Raw genomic sequence first — 15,391 nt, forward strand, 5'->3', positions numbered from 1 at the left:
CAACCAGAGTATGATACGGCAAGCTAAGTTATAAATTATGTTGAGTTAATTACTCAAAACTATAGGTATTATCATGAAGATTGCAGTAGCCGGTACTGGGTATGTGGGTCTATCAAACGCAATGCTGTTAGCACAACATCATGAAGTAGTCGCGGTAGATATCATCGATGAAAAAGTGACAATGCTGAATAATAAGCAGTCACCAATTGTAGATAATGAGATTGAGCACTTTCTATCAAGTAAGGTTCTGAATTTCAGGGCGACAACAGATAAAGCGGCTTACAAAGATGCTGAGTTTGTCATCATTGCTACTCCAACCGATTATGATCCAAAAAATAATTATTTTGATACCAGTTCGGTAGAATCTGTAATCAAAGACGTCATGGATATCAATCCCGATGCCGTCATGGTGATCAAATCAACGGTACCTGTTGGTTATACTGAGCGCGTTAAGCAAGAGCTGAACTGTGAAAACGTTATGTTCTCACCTGAGTTTTTACGCGAAGGCAAAGCCCTGTACGACAACCTACACCCATCACGTATTATCGTTGGTGAGTGTTCTGAACGCGCTAAAGTGTTTGCGAACCTTCTGTTTGAAGGCGCAGAAAAAGAGAATATCGACGTGCTATTTACTAACTCCACGGAAGCGGAAGCGGTAAAACTATTCTCAAATACCTACCTAGCGATGCGAGTTTCTTACTTCAATGAACTTGACTCTTACGCAGAAGCTCACGGTTTGGATTCTCGACAGATTATTGAAGGTGTGGGTTTAGACCCTCGAATTGGCAATCACTATAATAACCCTTCATTTGGCTATGGTGGTTACTGCTTACCAAAAGACACTAAACAGCTGTTAGCTAACTATCAAGATGTACCTAACAATATTGTGGGTGCCATTGTCGATGCTAACCGCACTCGTAAGGATTTCATTGCGGATTCAATTATTAAGCGCTCGCCTAAAATTGTCGGTATTTATCGTTTGATCATGAAGGCCGGTTCAGACAACTTCCGTGCGTCGTCGATTCAAGGGATTATGAAGCGTTTGAAAGCGAAAGGTATTGAAGTGGTCGTGTTCGAACCTGTGTTGGAAGAAGAGCATTTCTTTAACTCGAAGGTTTATTCTGACCTAGAAGAGTTCAAAGCCGTATCGGATGTGATTGTATCTAACAGAATGGTAGAAGAAATCGCAGATGTTGCAGATAAGGTGTACACACGAGATCTGTTTGGCAGCGATTGATTCGGCTCTATTTTAGCTAATGCTAATTAGACCAGATGTTAACAGCTCGATCTATCTGTTTAGTGGCGATATACTGAACCACTAAACGGATAGGGATACTAATTACTAATGAAAACACGTGACAAGATTGTTTACGCTGCTCTAGAGCTTTTTAATGAGCATGGTGAGCGCAGTATTACGACCAATCATATTGCTGAGCATATCGAGATTAGCCCTGGTAACCTCTACTACCACTTCCGTAACAAACAAGAAATTGTACGTGATATTTTCACTCTCTATTCAACAGAGTTGCTTGAAAGGTTCACGCCGATTCAAGGCCAGCAAGAAAGCCTGACGCTACTAAAGACCTACTTAGACTCTATCTTCACACTGATGTGGAAGTACCGATTCTTCTATGCGAATCTGCCTGAAATATTATCACGTGATGAAAAACTCCACCTTGATTACATGGCAGTGCAAGAAAGATTGCAAACCAACCTTGTCGATATCATGAGAGCCTTTGTTGAGTTGAACTTGCTCAAAGCAACGGATGCGGAAATGAAGTCGATGGTCACTTCTCTTCACTTGATCGCATCGGGTTGGTTGGCGTATCAGTCTGCGATGTCTCCAAAAGCCCAAATTACAGAGCAAGTCGTTCATCAAGGAATGTTGCAGATGATCGCGACTGTTAAACCGATTGCGACCACACAAGGTTTTGAACAGCTGACATTATTGGAAGATGGTGTAAGGGCGTTGAACAGCAAATAAAAGAGAAGGTGAGAGTAAGCGGGATTCGGGTAACGAAGAGCGGGGAAGAGCAGATTCGAGTAACGAAAAGCAGGGTATAGCGACGACAAGACTAGCGTTTTGTATGTAACGTTTTACTCTAACCTTGTATCGGATTTTAAGCTCTTCGCATCTCGGTTACTCGCATCCCGCATCTGCTTTTAAGCTCTTCGTATCTCGTTTACTCGAATCCCGTATCTGCTCTTACCTAACCAACCAACTCTTCGGGTTCTGAGCTTGGCTGTTTCTGCGAATCTCAAAATACAGTGATGGGCGAGTTTGGCCGCCAGTGTCACCGGCAAGCGCGATGGCTTCACCCGCTTTAACCTTGTCACCTTCTTTCTTTAAAAGTGCTTGGTTAAAACCATAGAGCGTCATATCGCCTTTACCGTGGTCGAGAAGAACCACTAAACCATAACCTCGCAAATACTCGGCAAATACCACCGTACCTGAGTAAACGGATTTTACCTGCTGACCGTACTTGGCGTTGATCACCATGCCTTTCCAATTAATTTGCCCCGTTTGGCGTGAGCCGTAGTTATGCAGAACTTTGTCTTTGATTGGCCAAGGCAGTTTGCCTTTACGTTTGGCTAACCCATCCATAGGGACAGCGTTCCGTCTCTCGCGAGCTGCTTTTTCTGCTTTCGCTATTTCAGCTTTCAGACGAGTTTCATTTCGCTGAAGCTCTGCTAAGTAATTCTTGTCCCCCGAGATGTTTTTCTTGATGCTGCCAACCGTTTTCTTACGCTGCGTTTGCGTTTGAGATAACTTGTCGCGCTTTATGGTTTGCTGTTTTAACAAGGTCGCGATTTGTTCTTGCTCAAGTTGACGCTGCTTATGGCTCTCTTCTAATTCAAGTTGCGTCTGTTCAATCGTTTTGATTGTTGCGGAGCGGGCTTTAGCAAGATGTTGGTAATAATGGCTGATGCGATCTTCTTCAACGCCAGTATTTAGGATGTGCGATGAGGCTTTAGCACGGCTTGTCATGTAGTAAGTCTGAATCAGTTGTTCTAATTTGTCGGTATGAACTTTCTTCTGAGCAGTAAGCGCTTTAATCTTGGTATCTAAGTTGGCAATATTTGCATTGGCCGTATTGAGTTGCTTTTTACTGTCTAGAATCGTTTTTTCAAGCGAAGCGATGGATAGCTCTTGTTTCTTGAGGTTTGCTTGTAGGCTATCGAGTTTTTTCTGCTGTGAGGAAAGGTTTTTTTGTTGGCGAGATATTTCACTCGATACGCCTTTCAGTTCTCCCTGAGAGGCGGCAAGTGACGATGTAGATAACAGAGCAACACAAAGGCTGGCAGATATCAAAAGAACAGTGCTAATTGCTTGGACTGGTTTTATCATTATCGTCATTTTGCTCTTATTCATTATCAACAACTGCTGTTAGTCTTTTCGCACTTCGGTGACTCGTATCCCGAACCTGCTCTTAGTCTGTTCGTATCTCGGTTACTCGCATCCCGTATCTGCTCTTAAATCCCATCACCATGGATGAAGTTTTGCGAGCGACCATTGAACCCTTGGTCCATATCTAAAGATGGCTTGTCTGTTTTCGGTTTACCGACAATTTTTGCAGGAACCCCAGCGACTGTTGTATGAGGTGGTACGGCTTGCAGAACCACAGAGCAAGAGCCAATCTTAGCACCTTCGCCAACTTCAATATTGCCGAGGATTTTAGCACCTGCACCAATCATCACGCCTTCGCGGATCTTAGGGTGACGATCGCCGCCTTCTTTACCGGTACCACCAAGGGTCACGTCTTGAAGAATCGATACATCATTTTCAACGACAGCGGTTTCACCAATCACAATGCCTGTCGCGTGGTCGAGCATGATAGCTTTACCGATACGAGCCGCCGGGTGAATATCAACTTGGCAAGCGACAGAGATTTGGTTTTGTAGGTAAGTGGCAAGTGCAATACGACCTTGTTTCCACAGCCAGTTAGCCACTCGGTAGCCTTGTAGAGCATGGTAGCCTTTCAGATAAAGCAGAGGCATCGAGTACATCTCGACCGCAGGATCTCGATTTACCGTCGCGCAGATATCACAAGCGGCAGCGTCAATAATCGACTGGTCCTGCTTGAATGCTTGTTCAACCACTTCACGCACCGCCATTGCGGGCATTGAAGCCGTCTTTAGCTTGTTTGCTAGGATATAACTTAATGCAGCGCCTAAGCTTTCGTGGTTGATAATGGTAGCATGGTAAAAACTCGCAAGCATAGGTTCTTGCTCTGACTGCTGTCGAGCTTCCTTCACAATGCATTGCCAAACTTTTTGTTGTTCACAGTGTTTCATTTTACCATCCATTATTTTTAAGGGGCAGATACGAGTGAGCTTAGAAGAACAGATTAGAGTCGCGAGATGCGAGTAATGAACAGCATATCCGTCGAACTTTGAATGTGCTCTCCATCTTTTCGTATCTCGTTTACTCGAATCTCTCTACTGCTCTTGGGTTACCCGAATCCCGTATCTGCTCTTATTATCTTTCTGACTTCTTGTCTCGTGCAAGTAGATCTTGTGCCGCTAAGTGGGCATCTTTCCCTTGATACAGCACTTGATAAATTTGTTCAACAATTGGCATCTCGACGCCCATGCGTTCTGATAATAACCAAACTTCTTTGGTGTTGCGATAACCTTCAACGACTTGGCCAATTTCTTCTTGTGCGGTATCTACATCTTTGCCTGCGCCAAGCGCCAAACCAAAGCGACGGTTACGTGATTGGTTATCAGTACACGTTAGTACTAGGTCGCCTAATCCAGCCATACCCATGAAGGTTTCTGGTTGCGCGCCAAGAGCAGCACCTAATCGGCTCATTTCAGCCAAGCCGCGAGTGATGAGTGCGGTACGTGCATTAGCACCAAAGCCAATACCATCCGACATGCCTGCGCCAATTGCGATAACATTCTTCACTGCGCCGCCAAGCTGCATACCAATGAAATCTGAGTTTGCGTACACGCGGAATGTTTTACCGCAGTGAATTTTTTCTTGAAGCTCTTCTAGGAAAACTTCATCAGGTGAAGCCACTGAAATTGCTGTTGGCATGCCCATCGCTAACTCTTTGGCAAAGGTAGGCCCTGATAGAACAGCTAGTGAGTAGCCATCACCAAGCACATCATGCGCGACATCTTTAAGTAAACGACCGGTTTCAGGCTCTAAGCCTTTGGTCGCCCAACAGATGCGAGAGTCTGAGGCTAAGTAAGGTTTAATGCTGTTAAGTACGACGCCGAATACGTGGCTTGGGACAACAAGCAAAAGGTCTCGGCTTGAAGTTATTGCTTTTTCTAAGTCAGATTCAATGATCAAACTTTCTGGGAATTCTATATTTGGTAGAAACTCGTTGTTCGCACGCTCTGATTCAAGGCGATTCATATGAACAGGATCATGTCCCCAAAGAACAACATTGGCACCGTTACGCGCTAGAGATATCGCTAAAGATGTCCCGTAAGAGCCTGCGCCAATTACAGTCATAGTGATCTCTTTGCCGTAAGCGCTGTCTTTACCGTAAGCATCTGTCGTGTTCGTCGGGCGAGTTGTTTCTGTCATGCTTCCACCTAAAAATAATGAGGGAAATCGAAGAGTTCTGAAAAAGCCATCCACTAAAATAGGAAGAGCTTTCAATCTTAGTACAGTGTAAAGAAAAAATGCACATCGCAGAAGTTACGATGTGCATTTAAAAGCTAACTAGCGCTTGAAACGTTAGAGTTAAGTTCTACTTTGAGACTTAAGCCTGTTCGCCTTCAGCTTGTTGAGCTTGGTTCTGTAGGTAGTTCATGAACAAAGCATCGAAGTTTACTGGAGCTAGGTTCAGTTGTGGGAAGGTACCTTTAACTACTAGGCTAGAAATTGTTTCACGAGCGTATGGGAACAGGATGTTCGGGCAGAATGCGCCTAGGCAATGAGCCAGTTGACCAGCTTCCATTTCGCTTGCAGAGAAGATGCCGCCTTGTTGAACTTCACAAAGGAATGCTGTGTCTTCGGCATTCTTCACGGTAACAGTTAGACGTAGGATGACTTCGTAAACGCCTTCGCCAAGTTCACGGCTTTGAGTATCTAGGTCCAGTTTTACATCTGGGTTCCACTCTTTTTGAAACATGTCTGGAGAGTTTGGCGCTTCGAAAGAGACGTCTTTTAGGAAGATACGTTGGATTGCGAAGTTTTGTTGTGCGTCTTGTTGTGCTGCTTCAGCCATTTTCTTGTCCTTAAAAATTTAAATTAGGTTTTGTTCGTCATACCTGCCGGACAAAACCTTAAAGTCATATTCGTGTAATCAGGTCAGCTTACTGCTTGTCTTTAAAGGTTTGTTACCTTTAACTACTTCTTACCTTTAACCAAAGGTAAGTTAGCTTCGCTCCAAGCCACTAAGCCGCTTTTAAGTACGCTTACGTTTTCGAAACCTGCTTTAACCAGCAAGTTCGCGCTTTCTTGAGCGGTTTGACCTGTCTTGCATACTACGATGATTGGGTCTGCTTTGTGGCTTTCAAGGCTACCAAAGCTATTTGCTTTGATGTCTGACGGCAAAATGTGAACTGCGTCCGTAATATGGCCCTTTTTGAACTCATCCTTAGTACGAATATCAACCACAACACCGTTTTCACGGTTAATCATGTGTGTGGTTTGCGCCGCCGTGATCTCTTTGTAGGCTGCGTTTGATGTCTTGATAACGTTCGCAATGATGGCAACAACCAAGCCGATCCATACGATGGCTAAAATCATATTCTCTTGAACAAATGGAACTAACTCTTGCATATCTTGAACTCTTATTCGTTATTGGGCGAAAAACTATAGGTCAGGAGTATAGCGAGGTTTTGGGCTTGGTGTACATAGAGTTAACTTACCGACGCACATAACTGGATTTTTTTTTGATTATATTCACTCATACATAGATAATAGGAGAATTTACATTTTTAACTTTGAATGCGTAGTGTGGTTTCGCTTTGTGACCAATGGGCGGTAGCATGCTTAATGGCAAGCGCCCTACGTGTTAGAAGGTTGATTTTCAAGCTTATTTTAGGAGTTTTTTGTGAAGATATTAGTCACCGGTGGTGCTGGTTTTATCGGTTCAGCAGTTATACGTCATATTATAAATAATACATCTGACAGCGTCATCAACGTTGATAAGCTTACTTATGCTGGAAATTTAGAATCTCTTATTGAGATTGATTCAAATGAACACTATGTGTTTGAACAGGTAGATATTTGCAATCGCTCAGAGCTTGACCGTGTTTTTGCTGAGCATGAGCCCGATGCTGTGATGCATTTAGCTGCTGAATCGCATGTTGACCGTTCGATTACAGGTCCAGCTGCATTTATCGAAACCAATATTGTCGGCACTTATACCTTGCTAGAAGCGACACGTGAATATTGGAATAAGCTTGAAGAGGGTGCAAAAGCAGAATTTCGTTTTCACCATATCTCTACTGATGAAGTGTATGGTGACCTTCCGCATCCGGATGAAGTTCCAGAAGGGACTGAGCTGCCAATGTTCTTGGAAACAACCTCGTATGAACCATCAAGTCCATACTCTGCTTCAAAAGCATCAAGTGATCACTTAGTACGCGCATGGTTACGTACTTACGGTCTCCCTACTATCGTAACCAATTGCTCTAACAACTATGGTCCTTACCATTTTCCTGAAAAATTGATCCCATTAGTCATTTTGAATGCTTTAGAAGGAAAAGACCTCCCTATCTATGGTAAAGGCGACCAAATTCGTGACTGGTTGTTTGTTGAAGATCATGCACGGGCACTCTATAAAGTAGTGTCTGAAGGTAAAGTCGGGGAGACATACAATATTGGTGGCCACAACGAGAAGAAAAACCTCGAAGTCGTAAACACTATTTGTGACATCTTAGATACTTTAGTACCGAAAGAGTCAGCGTATGCAGAACAAATTACCTATGTTCAAGACCGCCCTGGTCATGACCGCCGTTACGCCATTGACTCATCTAAAATGCAGCGTGAGTTAGGTTGGACACCCGAGGAGACGTTTGAAACAGGTCTTCGTAAAACGGTGCAATGGTATCTAGACAATTCAGCGTGGTGTCAAAATGTACAAGATGGTAGTTACCAACGTGAGCGTTTAGGTGTAGAAAAAACTGAATCAAAGGGAAGTAAATAATGAAAGGTATTGTTCTAGCTGGTGGTTCAGGCACTCGTTTGTACCCATTGACTCGTGGCGTATCAAAGCAACTCTTGCCGATCTACGACAAACCAATGGTGTTTTACCCGATTTCTACATTGATGTTAGCTGGAATCAAAGACATCTTGATTATCACGACTCCAGAAGATAATGCAGGTTTTAAGCGCTTGCTTGGTGATGGTTCTGATTTTGGTATTAGTCTTGAGTATGCTATTCAACCAAGCCCAGATGGTTTAGCACAAGCTTTCATTATAGGTGAAGATTTTATTGGTGATGATTCTGTTTGTTTAGTACTCGGCGACAATATCTTCTATGGGCAATCATTTAGTGACACTTTAAAAAATGCTGCCAGCCGTGAAAGTGGTGCGACAGTTTTTGGCTACCAAGTCAAAGACCCAGAGCGTTTTGGTGTGGTCGAATTTGATGAAGAGATGAAAGCGATTTCGATTGAAGAAAAGCCGGCAACACCAAAATCCAATTACGCGGTAACGGGTTTGTATTTCTACGATAATCGCGTGGTGGAAATGGCCAAGCAAGTGAAGCCCTCTCATCGTGGTGAGTTAGAAATTACCACGCTAAATGAAATGTACTTAAACGATGGTTCACTGAATGTGGAATTATTAGGTCGCGGTTTTGCGTGGCTAGATACCGGTACGCATGAAAGCCTACACGAAGCCTCTTCTTTCGTCCAAACGATTGAAAATGTCCAAGGTTTGAAAGTCGCGTGTTTAGAAGAAATCGCTTGGCGTAACGGTTGGTTGAGTGATGAACAAGTTCTGACTCTAGCTAAACCAATGATGAAAAATGAATATGGTCAGTACTTAACGCGCCTAGTTAGTGAATCTCAAAAGAGGGCTGATGCTTAATGCGTGTATTAATTACCGGTTGTCATGGTCAAGTGGGCTCTTGTCTAACTAAACAATTAGCTAATAATGAAAATATAGCAGTATTAGCTCTTGATAGAGAGCATCTTGATATTACTAGTCAAGAGGCCGTTAATGCTATTGTGGCTGAATTTGAGCCTAGCATCATTATTAATGCAGCGGCACATACAGCGGTTGATAAGGCTGAAGAGGAGCTTGACCTTTCTTACGCGATAAATCGCGATGGTCCCAAATACCTCGCACAAGCAGCACAGAGCGTTGGTGCTGCAATGCTGCATATCTCGACCGATTATGTATTTGAAGGCAATAAAACGGGCGAGTATGTGGAAACGGATGCGACAAACCCGCAAGGGGTTTACGGTAAAAGTAAGCTCGCTGGTGAAATCGCTGTTGCCGAGGCGTGTAATAAACATATTATCCTTCGTACTGCTTGGGTGTTTGGTGAAAACGGCAATAATTTCGTGAAAACCATGCTGCGTTTAAGTGAGAGCCGGGACACATTGAGTATTGTAGGTGATCAATTTGGTGGGCCTACGTATGCAGGCGATATTGCCAATGCATTGATTCAAATCGCGAAGCGCATTACTCAAGGGGATGAGACCAAATATGGTATTTACCATTATTCGGGTTTACCTCATGTGAGTTGGTTTGATTTTGCTGACGCTATTTTTGATATTGCCGTTGAGCAAGGAGTTCTTACAAATAAGCCGAACTTAACAAGTATTACGACTGACCAATATCCAACGCCAGCAAAACGTCCAGGTAACTCTCGACTCAATACCGAGAAAATCACTCAAGGTTTCGATATTGAAGCGAGTGATTGGAAGGCTGTACTGAACAATATTCAAGCATATACAGGCTAATAAAATGAAAGTAATCGATACTCGTATTCCGGATGTGAAAATTATAGAACCAAATATATTTGGTGATGAGCGCGGTTTTTTCATGGAAACGTGGCAGCAAAAAAAGTTCGAAGATCTGGTTACAGGTAAACCAACACTGTTTGTTCAAGATAATCATTCTAAGTCAAAAAAAGGCATTCTGAGAGGTTTGCATTACCAAACAGAGAATACTCAAGGTAAGTTGGTTCGCGTAATATCTGGTGAGGTGTTTGATGTTGCAGTAGATATACGTAAAGACTCACCAACATTTGGTCAATGGGTTGGTGAGTACCTATCAGCGGAGAATAAGCGCCAACTTTGGATACCAGAGGGTTTTGCTCATGGATTCTATGTTACTAGCGACGAAGCTGAATTTGTGTATAAGTGCACGGACTATTACGACCCTAGCAGTGAGGTCTCGATCATGTGGAATGACTCAAATATTGGTATTAAATGGCCAGTGTCGTGTAGCCCAATACTGTCTCAAAAAGATACTGAAGGTGAAGCATTACTCAGTTTGGAAGGTCTGTAATGGATGTTAAACTAGTTCAATTTCAAAGCCATGGTGATGAGCGTGGTTCGTTAGTCAGTTTAGAGCAAAACGAAAATATCCCATTCGACATTAAGCGTGTTTATTATTTGTTTGATACAAAAGATAAGGTGAGAAGAGGTTTTCACGCCCATAAAAAACTAAAACAATTAGCTGTTGTTCTTAAAGGCTCGTGCCGATTTTTACTCGATGATGGCTCCGAGAAGATTGAGTTACTATTGGACAATCCAGCACAAGGTCTGTTTATTGAGTCCTTTGTTTGGAGAGAGATGTATGATTTCAGCGAAGATTGTGTACTGATGGTTTTGGCTGACTCTGTTTACGACGAAAATGACTATATTCGAGACTACGATGATTTTTTAAGGGAAATTAAATGACTATTCATTCCACGGCGATTATTTCAGACAAGGCTATTTTAGGTAGTAATGTTAGCATTGGAGCTTATAGCATTATACATGACAATGTTGTTATTGGTGATAATACTATTGTCGAGTCATACTGTGAATTGGGTGTGTCTAACCATCTTTCTGCAGGTAAAATTCTAAATATTGGGTCAGACTCTCACATTCGTTCTCGTAGCACATTTTATGAAGGCTCTACGTTTGGACAAGGATTAGTCACAGGGCATAGTGTTACTGTTCGAGAAATGACAGTAGCTGGTATTAACTTCCAGTTGGGAACTTTGAGTGATATACAAGGACACTGCTGTATTGGCGATTTTGTCAGAACACACAGTAATGTACATATTGGTCAGCATTCAACAGTTGGGGACTTTGTTTGGCTTTTTCCTTACGTAGTGTTGACAAATGACCCGCACCCACCAAGTTCAGTAATGCAAGGGGTAACTATCGAGAGCTTTGCAGTGATTGCGACTATGTCGGTTATACTACCTGGCGCTAAAATTGCAGAAGGCGTTTTTCTCGGTGCCCACTCGTGTATTGGTGGTCGCACCCAAAAAGATATGCTTTATAGTGGCTCTCCAGCCAAAAAAGTCGGCCCTGCTTCTAAAATAAAGTTAAAAGATGGTTCTCGTAAACCGGCCTATCCGTGGAGAAAACACTTTCATAGGGGGTATCCGGATGAAGTTATTGCAGTGTGGCATAAGGAACAGTTAGGCGATGTATGATATTTATGAGCTAGAAGTGGGTATGAATGCTTCATACTCTCAAACTATTTCAGAAGCAGATATTAAGCAATTTGCTGGATTTTCAGGTGATCGTAACCCTGTCCATTTAGATGAACTTTACGCAGAGAGATCAAAATTTAAGAAAAGAATTGCACATGGGATGATTAGCTCCAGTTTTTTCTCGGCACTGTTCGGAACTAAATTACCGGGTGAAGGTTGCGTATATGTCGCACAATCATTGAAATTCAGGAAGCCAGTTTATATCGATGATACCGTAATAGCCACTGTAGTGGTTAACAAAATAGATTTAAAAAAGAGACGCGTTTTTTTTGATACTTATTGCAAAGTCGGGCACCAAAAAGTTATTACTGGCCAAGCAGAGATATATATTCCGGAGAAAGAGTTATGATTCCTTTTTTAGACCTTAAAGAGATTAATCAGCAGTACCATCTTGAACTGAAAGAAGCTTGCTCAAGAGTTATTGACTCTGGGTGGTATATTATGGGAAACGAGCTGAAAGCGTTTGAGGATGAATTTGCGGAATACTGTGGTAGCACACATGCTCTCGGTGTTGCTAATGGGTTAGACGCACTTATTTTGGTGCTTCGTGCATGGAAAGAAATAGGCAAACTTCAAGATGGTGACGAAGTAATAGTACCTGCGAATACTTATATTGCCTCGGTACTAGCGATTTCAGAGAATAACCTTACGCCTGTTTTAGTTGAACCCGATCCAGACACCTTTAACCTTACCGCAAAGGGCATTCGACCTCACATTACAAACAAAACAAAAGTAATTCTGCCAGTGCATCTGTATGGCCAAATATCTCCTATGCTAGAGATTATGGAGTTGGCAGAAGAGTATAATGTATTAGTATTGGAAGATTGTGCCCAAGCACACGGTGCAATAATGAACGGGAAAAAAGCGGGAACATGGGGGCATGCGGGTGCTTTTAGCTTCTATCCCGGTAAAAACCTTGGTGCATTAGGTGATGCAGGGGCAATAATCACAGACGATGACGAGCTAAAAGAGACATTAGATGCACTGCGTAATTATGGCTCACACGAGAAATATAGAAACAAATACAAAGGTGTAAATAGTCGTTTAGATGAAATTCAAGCAGCAATGCTGAGGGTTAAGCTTAAGCACCTCGATTCTGAAACGTCACGTCGTCAGAAAATCGCCAAACGATATAGAGCCGAAATTAATAATCGATTAATGGTATTGCCTAAAGTTGAAAATGAAGCTGAGCATGTCTGGCATCTATTTGTTATTCGTTGTGAAAATCGTGAGGCGCTGCAAACTTGGCTTTCTAAAAATGATGTACAAACATTAGTTCATTATCCACTACCACCTCATAAGCAAGCGGCTTACAGCGAGCTGAACAGTTTATCAATCCCGGTTACTGAAATGATTCACAAGCAAGTGATTTCATTGCCATTGGCTCCTACAATGGATAATGAAGCAGTAACCCAAGTCATTCAGTTGGTTAATGAGTTCAAGGCGTGAAGCGATTACTCAAAGTCACAGCGATGACGGGTTTATTAACCCTGATTAAAATGGCAATGGGATTTGTTATAGCGAAAGTGGTAGCAATTTATACTGGCCCAACTGGTATGGCTATGTTGGGGCAAGTACAAAGTATGGTCGGAAGTTTAAATGGTATCGTTAATGCACCTGCAGGTAGTGGTGTTGTACGTTTTACTGCTGAGCATAAAGATAATGGTTTCATTGCCTGTACGCCGTGGTGGAGAGCGTCACTTCAGTGGGTGTTGATCATATCTGCTATCGCGATACCAACAGGGTTGTTACTTGCTGACAATATTGCGCTTTGGCTATTTCAAGACCCTACGTTGGCATGGGTGGTAATGGCTACCGTTTGCGTGTTGCCATTATCTGCCATTGGCACGTTATGTAACTCTGTGATTAATGGACAGCAGCTGTATCGTCGTTATGTTGTTCTTGGAATGGTCTCAGCATTATTATCTGGCGGTATAATGCTGTTTATGATTGCCATGTATAATATTCAAGGTGCACTATTGGCGGTTGCTATTCAATCAGCTTTGATTGGCCTCGTGATGTTAATTGCCAATTTAAGACAGCCTTGGTTGAGGTTATCTTTTTGGTGGGGGAAAACTGACACCAAGGCCCGTAAAGCGATCGGTGGCTATATGCTGATGGCCATCACTAGCGCATTAACCGTGCCAGTATCATTAATATTGATTCGGGGTATGTTAATTGAGCAAGTAGGTTGGGATGCTGCTGGTCAGTGGCAAGCTGTATGGAAAATCTCTGAAGTGTATTTGGGGGTGATTACTATGGCATTAGGTACTTATTACTTGCCGCGTCTATCTTTGCTAAAAGGCGCGGATGCTATTGTAAGTGAAATAAATAAAACGACACGTATAATCATTCCAATTGTTGCTATTATGGCGTTGGGTGTCTATTTATTGCGCGATGTGGCTATTTTATTGTTGTTCACGGAAGAGTTTCGCAGTGCCAGAGAGCTCTTTGCCATCCAATTAACTGGTGATGTGGTCAAAATTGCTAGCTGGTTGTATGCTTATCCAATGCTCTCTCGTGGAGCGACAAAGTGGTTTGTAGGCACTGAGATAGTATTTTCCTTGTTGTTTGTCGTCTTTAGTTATGCGTTTGTTTCATATGCAGGTCTAAAAGGTGCTCCGATTGCCTATTTGGTTAACTATTCTATATATTTAATGTTTATTTCTCTAAATGTAAAGAAATTCGCCAATTAATTACGATTAATTTTAATACTTGTCGTTTTAATCTATTGGCCTTGATTAGGCTTATTATCGAATGTAACTTGTTTAAGCAAGGTAAGGATGATTCAGAGTCTAAATATTCAGGAAAAAGGTAGTTTTATTTTTGATCTTATGATGGGAGCAATACTCATTGCCGAATTTATATCGCGGTGAACTATATGGAAGTAAGATAGACAGAATCGAAGATCGGAATGGGAAATAGGGTCTTCATCAATAACAACACCGATATCATTTCAGATGAAAATATCATCACTATTGGAGATGACACTTTAATTGGACCAAACTTCGTTTATATTTATAGTGATTTTCATCTAATAAGTTCAAAAATAGATAGAGTAGCGATTAAAAATGCAAGTCAGTAATAATTGGCTGTAGTGGGTTTATTAGTGTCACTCTCTTACAAGGTGCGGCATTGGCGAAAATAGCGTGATTGGAGCGGGTGCTGTAATTTCGAACGATGTACCTGAAAATAAAATCGTGGAAATTGGACAATTACAAGAGTTGTCGGACATGAAGTAAATTAACGTATTAAGTACAATTAATTTACTATTGATTCTGCTCTGAGAAGGTCCAAATGTAACAAAAGTAGAGCCGTAGCTGATCTTTGATAAGCTATCGGTTCAATATCCGAGACTGTTCCTCATTGGAAATTTGGATCAGCAAGAAGTTTACTTAATGGGAGGCGTATGAGTTGAGAGGCTCACGTAAGGTTCGGCGAGAGGTTATCGGGGAGGTTCCAGTAGCCTATTAACCTAACCTAGATATCTAAATTATTCGATCTGTTAGACATTTCAGGCTATCTAAATATTATTTATCCTACGAAAGGCCAGAGGTGAAATCGATGGGTATTATGGTATCCATTAGACTATAATCAGACGTTGCTTTAGAAAGTGAAATGTCGGTTCGTGGCTATCTCAGTTTGAAAGAATTACGGCGAACGAGTTGTATGATTCGACACATACACACTAATTGAGTCAATGCTAGCTGGCAGTTAGAGACTGAATTTAATGAAGATACTTACCGTAT

At 42.1% G+C, this 15,391-nt stretch carries 16 protein-coding genes; 11 read left to right on the top strand and 5 right to left on the bottom strand.

From position 1 onward, the window contains the following. Window positions 1–73 precede the first annotated feature (73 nt). Window positions 74–1,237, top strand: coding sequence for a nucleotide sugar dehydrogenase (locus HRQ85_RS21260; protein ID WP_172380544.1), 1,164 nt, complete (start codon window positions 74–76; stop codon window positions 1,235–1,237). Between the two features lie 108 nt (window positions 1,238–1,345). Beyond that, the gene (locus tag HRQ85_RS21265; RefSeq protein ID WP_050644515.1) at window positions 1,346–1,984 is read left to right on the top strand and encodes a TetR/AcrR family transcriptional regulator; all 639 of its coding nucleotides are present in this window, start codon (window positions 1,346–1,348) and stop codon (window positions 1,982–1,984) included. Between the two features lie 222 nt (window positions 1,985–2,206). Here HRQ85_RS21265 and HRQ85_RS21270 read toward each other — a convergent pair whose 3' ends face one another. The 5 genes from HRQ85_RS21270 to HRQ85_RS21290 form a co-directional block, all read right to left on the bottom strand. After that, the gene (locus HRQ85_RS21270) at window positions 2,207–3,358 is read right to left on the bottom strand and encodes a murein hydrolase activator EnvC family protein (RefSeq protein WP_172380545.1); all 1,152 of its coding nucleotides are present in this window, start codon (window positions 3,356–3,358) and stop codon (window positions 2,207–2,209) included. Between the two features lie 116 nt (window positions 3,359–3,474). Next, the gene (gene cysE, locus HRQ85_RS21275) at window positions 3,475–4,296 is read right to left on the bottom strand and encodes a serine O-acetyltransferase (RefSeq protein WP_009847961.1); all 822 of its coding nucleotides are present in this window, start codon (window positions 4,294–4,296) and stop codon (window positions 3,475–3,477) included. Between the two features lie 184 nt (window positions 4,297–4,480). Then, window positions 4,481–5,545: an NAD(P)H-dependent glycerol-3-phosphate dehydrogenase gene (gene gpsA / locus HRQ85_RS21280; protein ID WP_172380546.1), complete on the bottom strand. Its 1,065-nt coding sequence runs from the start codon at window positions 5,543–5,545 to the stop codon at window positions 4,481–4,483. A 178-nt stretch (window positions 5,546–5,723) separates the two neighbouring features. Further along, entirely contained in the window at window positions 5,724–6,191 is a 468-nt protein-coding gene (secB, locus tag HRQ85_RS21285) for a protein-export chaperone SecB (protein WP_009847959.1), read from the bottom strand. Between the two features lie 122 nt (window positions 6,192–6,313). Continuing rightward, window positions 6,314–6,748: a rhodanese-like domain-containing protein gene (locus tag HRQ85_RS21290; protein WP_016786319.1), complete on the bottom strand. Its 435-nt coding sequence runs from the start codon at window positions 6,746–6,748 to the stop codon at window positions 6,314–6,316. A gap of 274 nt (window positions 6,749–7,022) precedes the next feature. On the opposite strand from HRQ85_RS21290, the gene rfbB reads away from it, so the two are divergent. The 9 genes from rfbB to HRQ85_RS21335 are packed head-to-tail and all read left to right on the top strand — an operon-like array spanning window position 7,023 to window position 14,338. Next, complete coding sequence (gene rfbB / locus HRQ85_RS21295; RefSeq protein ID WP_172380547.1) at window positions 7,023–8,120, top strand: dTDP-glucose 4,6-dehydratase; 1,098 nt, start codon at window positions 7,023–7,025, stop codon at window positions 8,118–8,120. Continuing rightward, window positions 8,120–9,007, top strand: a complete 888-nt coding sequence (gene rfbA / locus HRQ85_RS21300; RefSeq protein WP_009847956.1) for a glucose-1-phosphate thymidylyltransferase RfbA — start codon at window positions 8,120–8,122, stop codon at window positions 9,005–9,007. The genes rfbB and rfbA overlap by 1 nt, the downstream gene beginning before the upstream one ends. Beyond that, window positions 9,007–9,888, top strand: coding sequence for a dTDP-4-dehydrorhamnose reductase (rfbD, locus tag HRQ85_RS21305; RefSeq protein ID WP_172380548.1), 882 nt, complete (start codon window positions 9,007–9,009; stop codon window positions 9,886–9,888). The genes rfbA and rfbD overlap by 1 nt, the downstream gene beginning before the upstream one ends. Before the next feature lie 4 nt (window positions 9,889–9,892). Next, window positions 9,893–10,438, top strand: a complete 546-nt coding sequence (gene rfbC, locus HRQ85_RS21310) for a dTDP-4-dehydrorhamnose 3,5-epimerase (RefSeq protein WP_172380549.1) — start codon at window positions 9,893–9,895, stop codon at window positions 10,436–10,438. Continuing rightward, window positions 10,438–10,833 carry a sugar 3,4-ketoisomerase gene (locus tag HRQ85_RS21315; RefSeq protein ID WP_172380550.1) on the top strand — a complete coding sequence of 132 codons (396 nt, stop codon included), beginning with the start codon at window positions 10,438–10,440 and terminating at the stop codon, window positions 10,831–10,833. The genes rfbC and HRQ85_RS21315 overlap by 1 nt, the downstream gene beginning before the upstream one ends. Further along, window positions 10,830–11,582: an N-acetyltransferase gene (locus tag HRQ85_RS21320; RefSeq protein WP_172380551.1), complete on the top strand. Its 753-nt coding sequence runs from the start codon at window positions 10,830–10,832 to the stop codon at window positions 11,580–11,582. Before HRQ85_RS21315 ends, HRQ85_RS21320 begins: the two co-directional genes overlap by 4 nt. After that, window positions 11,575–11,991 (top strand): MaoC family dehydratase, encoded by a 417-nt coding sequence (locus tag HRQ85_RS21325; protein WP_172380552.1) that lies wholly within the window; start codon window positions 11,575–11,577, stop codon window positions 11,989–11,991. Before HRQ85_RS21320 ends, HRQ85_RS21325 begins: the two co-directional genes overlap by 8 nt. Then, window positions 11,988–13,091 carry a DegT/DnrJ/EryC1/StrS family aminotransferase gene (locus HRQ85_RS21330; RefSeq protein ID WP_172380553.1) on the top strand — a complete coding sequence of 368 codons (1,104 nt, stop codon included), beginning with the start codon at window positions 11,988–11,990 and terminating at the stop codon, window positions 13,089–13,091. Before HRQ85_RS21325 ends, HRQ85_RS21330 begins: the two co-directional genes overlap by 4 nt. Next, window positions 13,088–14,338: an O-antigen translocase gene (locus HRQ85_RS21335; RefSeq protein ID WP_172380554.1), complete on the top strand. Its 1,251-nt coding sequence runs from the start codon at window positions 13,088–13,090 to the stop codon at window positions 14,336–14,338. Before HRQ85_RS21330 ends, HRQ85_RS21335 begins: the two co-directional genes overlap by 4 nt. The last annotated feature ends 1,053 nt before the right edge of the window (window positions 14,339–15,391 follow it).

The organism is Vibrio sp. Vb339, from assembly GCF_902751245.1.
Taxonomy (GTDB): domain Bacteria; phylum Pseudomonadota; class Gammaproteobacteria; order Enterobacterales; family Vibrionaceae; genus Vibrio; species Vibrio coralliirubri.

Excerpts from the sequence above, each read along its gene's own strand:
- HRQ85_RS21260 (WP_172380544.1), top strand. The coding sequence starts at position 74 with ATGAAGATTGCAGTAGCCGGTACTGGGTATGTGGGTCTATCAAACGCA.
- HRQ85_RS21265 (WP_050644515.1), top strand. The coding sequence starts at position 1,346 with ATGAAAACACGTGACAAGATTGTTTACGCTGCTCTAGAGCTTTTTAAT.
- HRQ85_RS21270 (WP_172380545.1), bottom strand. The coding sequence starts at position 3,358 with ATGACGATAATGATAAAACCAGTCCAAGCAATTAGCACTGTTCTTTTG.
- cysE (WP_009847961.1), bottom strand. The coding sequence starts at position 4,296 with ATGAAACACTGTGAACAACAAAAAGTTTGGCAATGCATTGTGAAGGAA.
- gpsA (WP_172380546.1), bottom strand. The coding sequence starts at position 5,545 with ATGACAGAAACAACTCGCCCGACGAACACGACAGATGCTTACGGTAAA.
- secB (WP_009847959.1), bottom strand. The coding sequence starts at position 6,191 with ATGGCTGAAGCAGCACAACAAGACGCACAACAAAACTTCGCAATCCAA.
- HRQ85_RS21290 (WP_016786319.1), bottom strand. The coding sequence starts at position 6,748 with ATGCAAGAGTTAGTTCCATTTGTTCAAGAGAATATGATTTTAGCCATC.
- rfbA (WP_009847956.1), top strand. The coding sequence starts at position 8,120 with ATGAAAGGTATTGTTCTAGCTGGTGGTTCAGGCACTCGTTTGTACCCA.
- rfbD (WP_172380548.1), top strand. The coding sequence starts at position 9,007 with ATGCGTGTATTAATTACCGGTTGTCATGGTCAAGTGGGCTCTTGTCTA.
- rfbC (WP_172380549.1), top strand. The coding sequence starts at position 9,893 with ATGAAAGTAATCGATACTCGTATTCCGGATGTGAAAATTATAGAACCA.
- HRQ85_RS21315 (WP_172380550.1), top strand. The coding sequence starts at position 10,438 with ATGGATGTTAAACTAGTTCAATTTCAAAGCCATGGTGATGAGCGTGGT.
- HRQ85_RS21320 (WP_172380551.1), top strand. The coding sequence starts at position 10,830 with ATGACTATTCATTCCACGGCGATTATTTCAGACAAGGCTATTTTAGGT.
- HRQ85_RS21325 (WP_172380552.1), top strand. The coding sequence starts at position 11,575 with ATGTATGATATTTATGAGCTAGAAGTGGGTATGAATGCTTCATACTCT.
- HRQ85_RS21330 (WP_172380553.1), top strand. The coding sequence starts at position 11,988 with ATGATTCCTTTTTTAGACCTTAAAGAGATTAATCAGCAGTACCATCTT.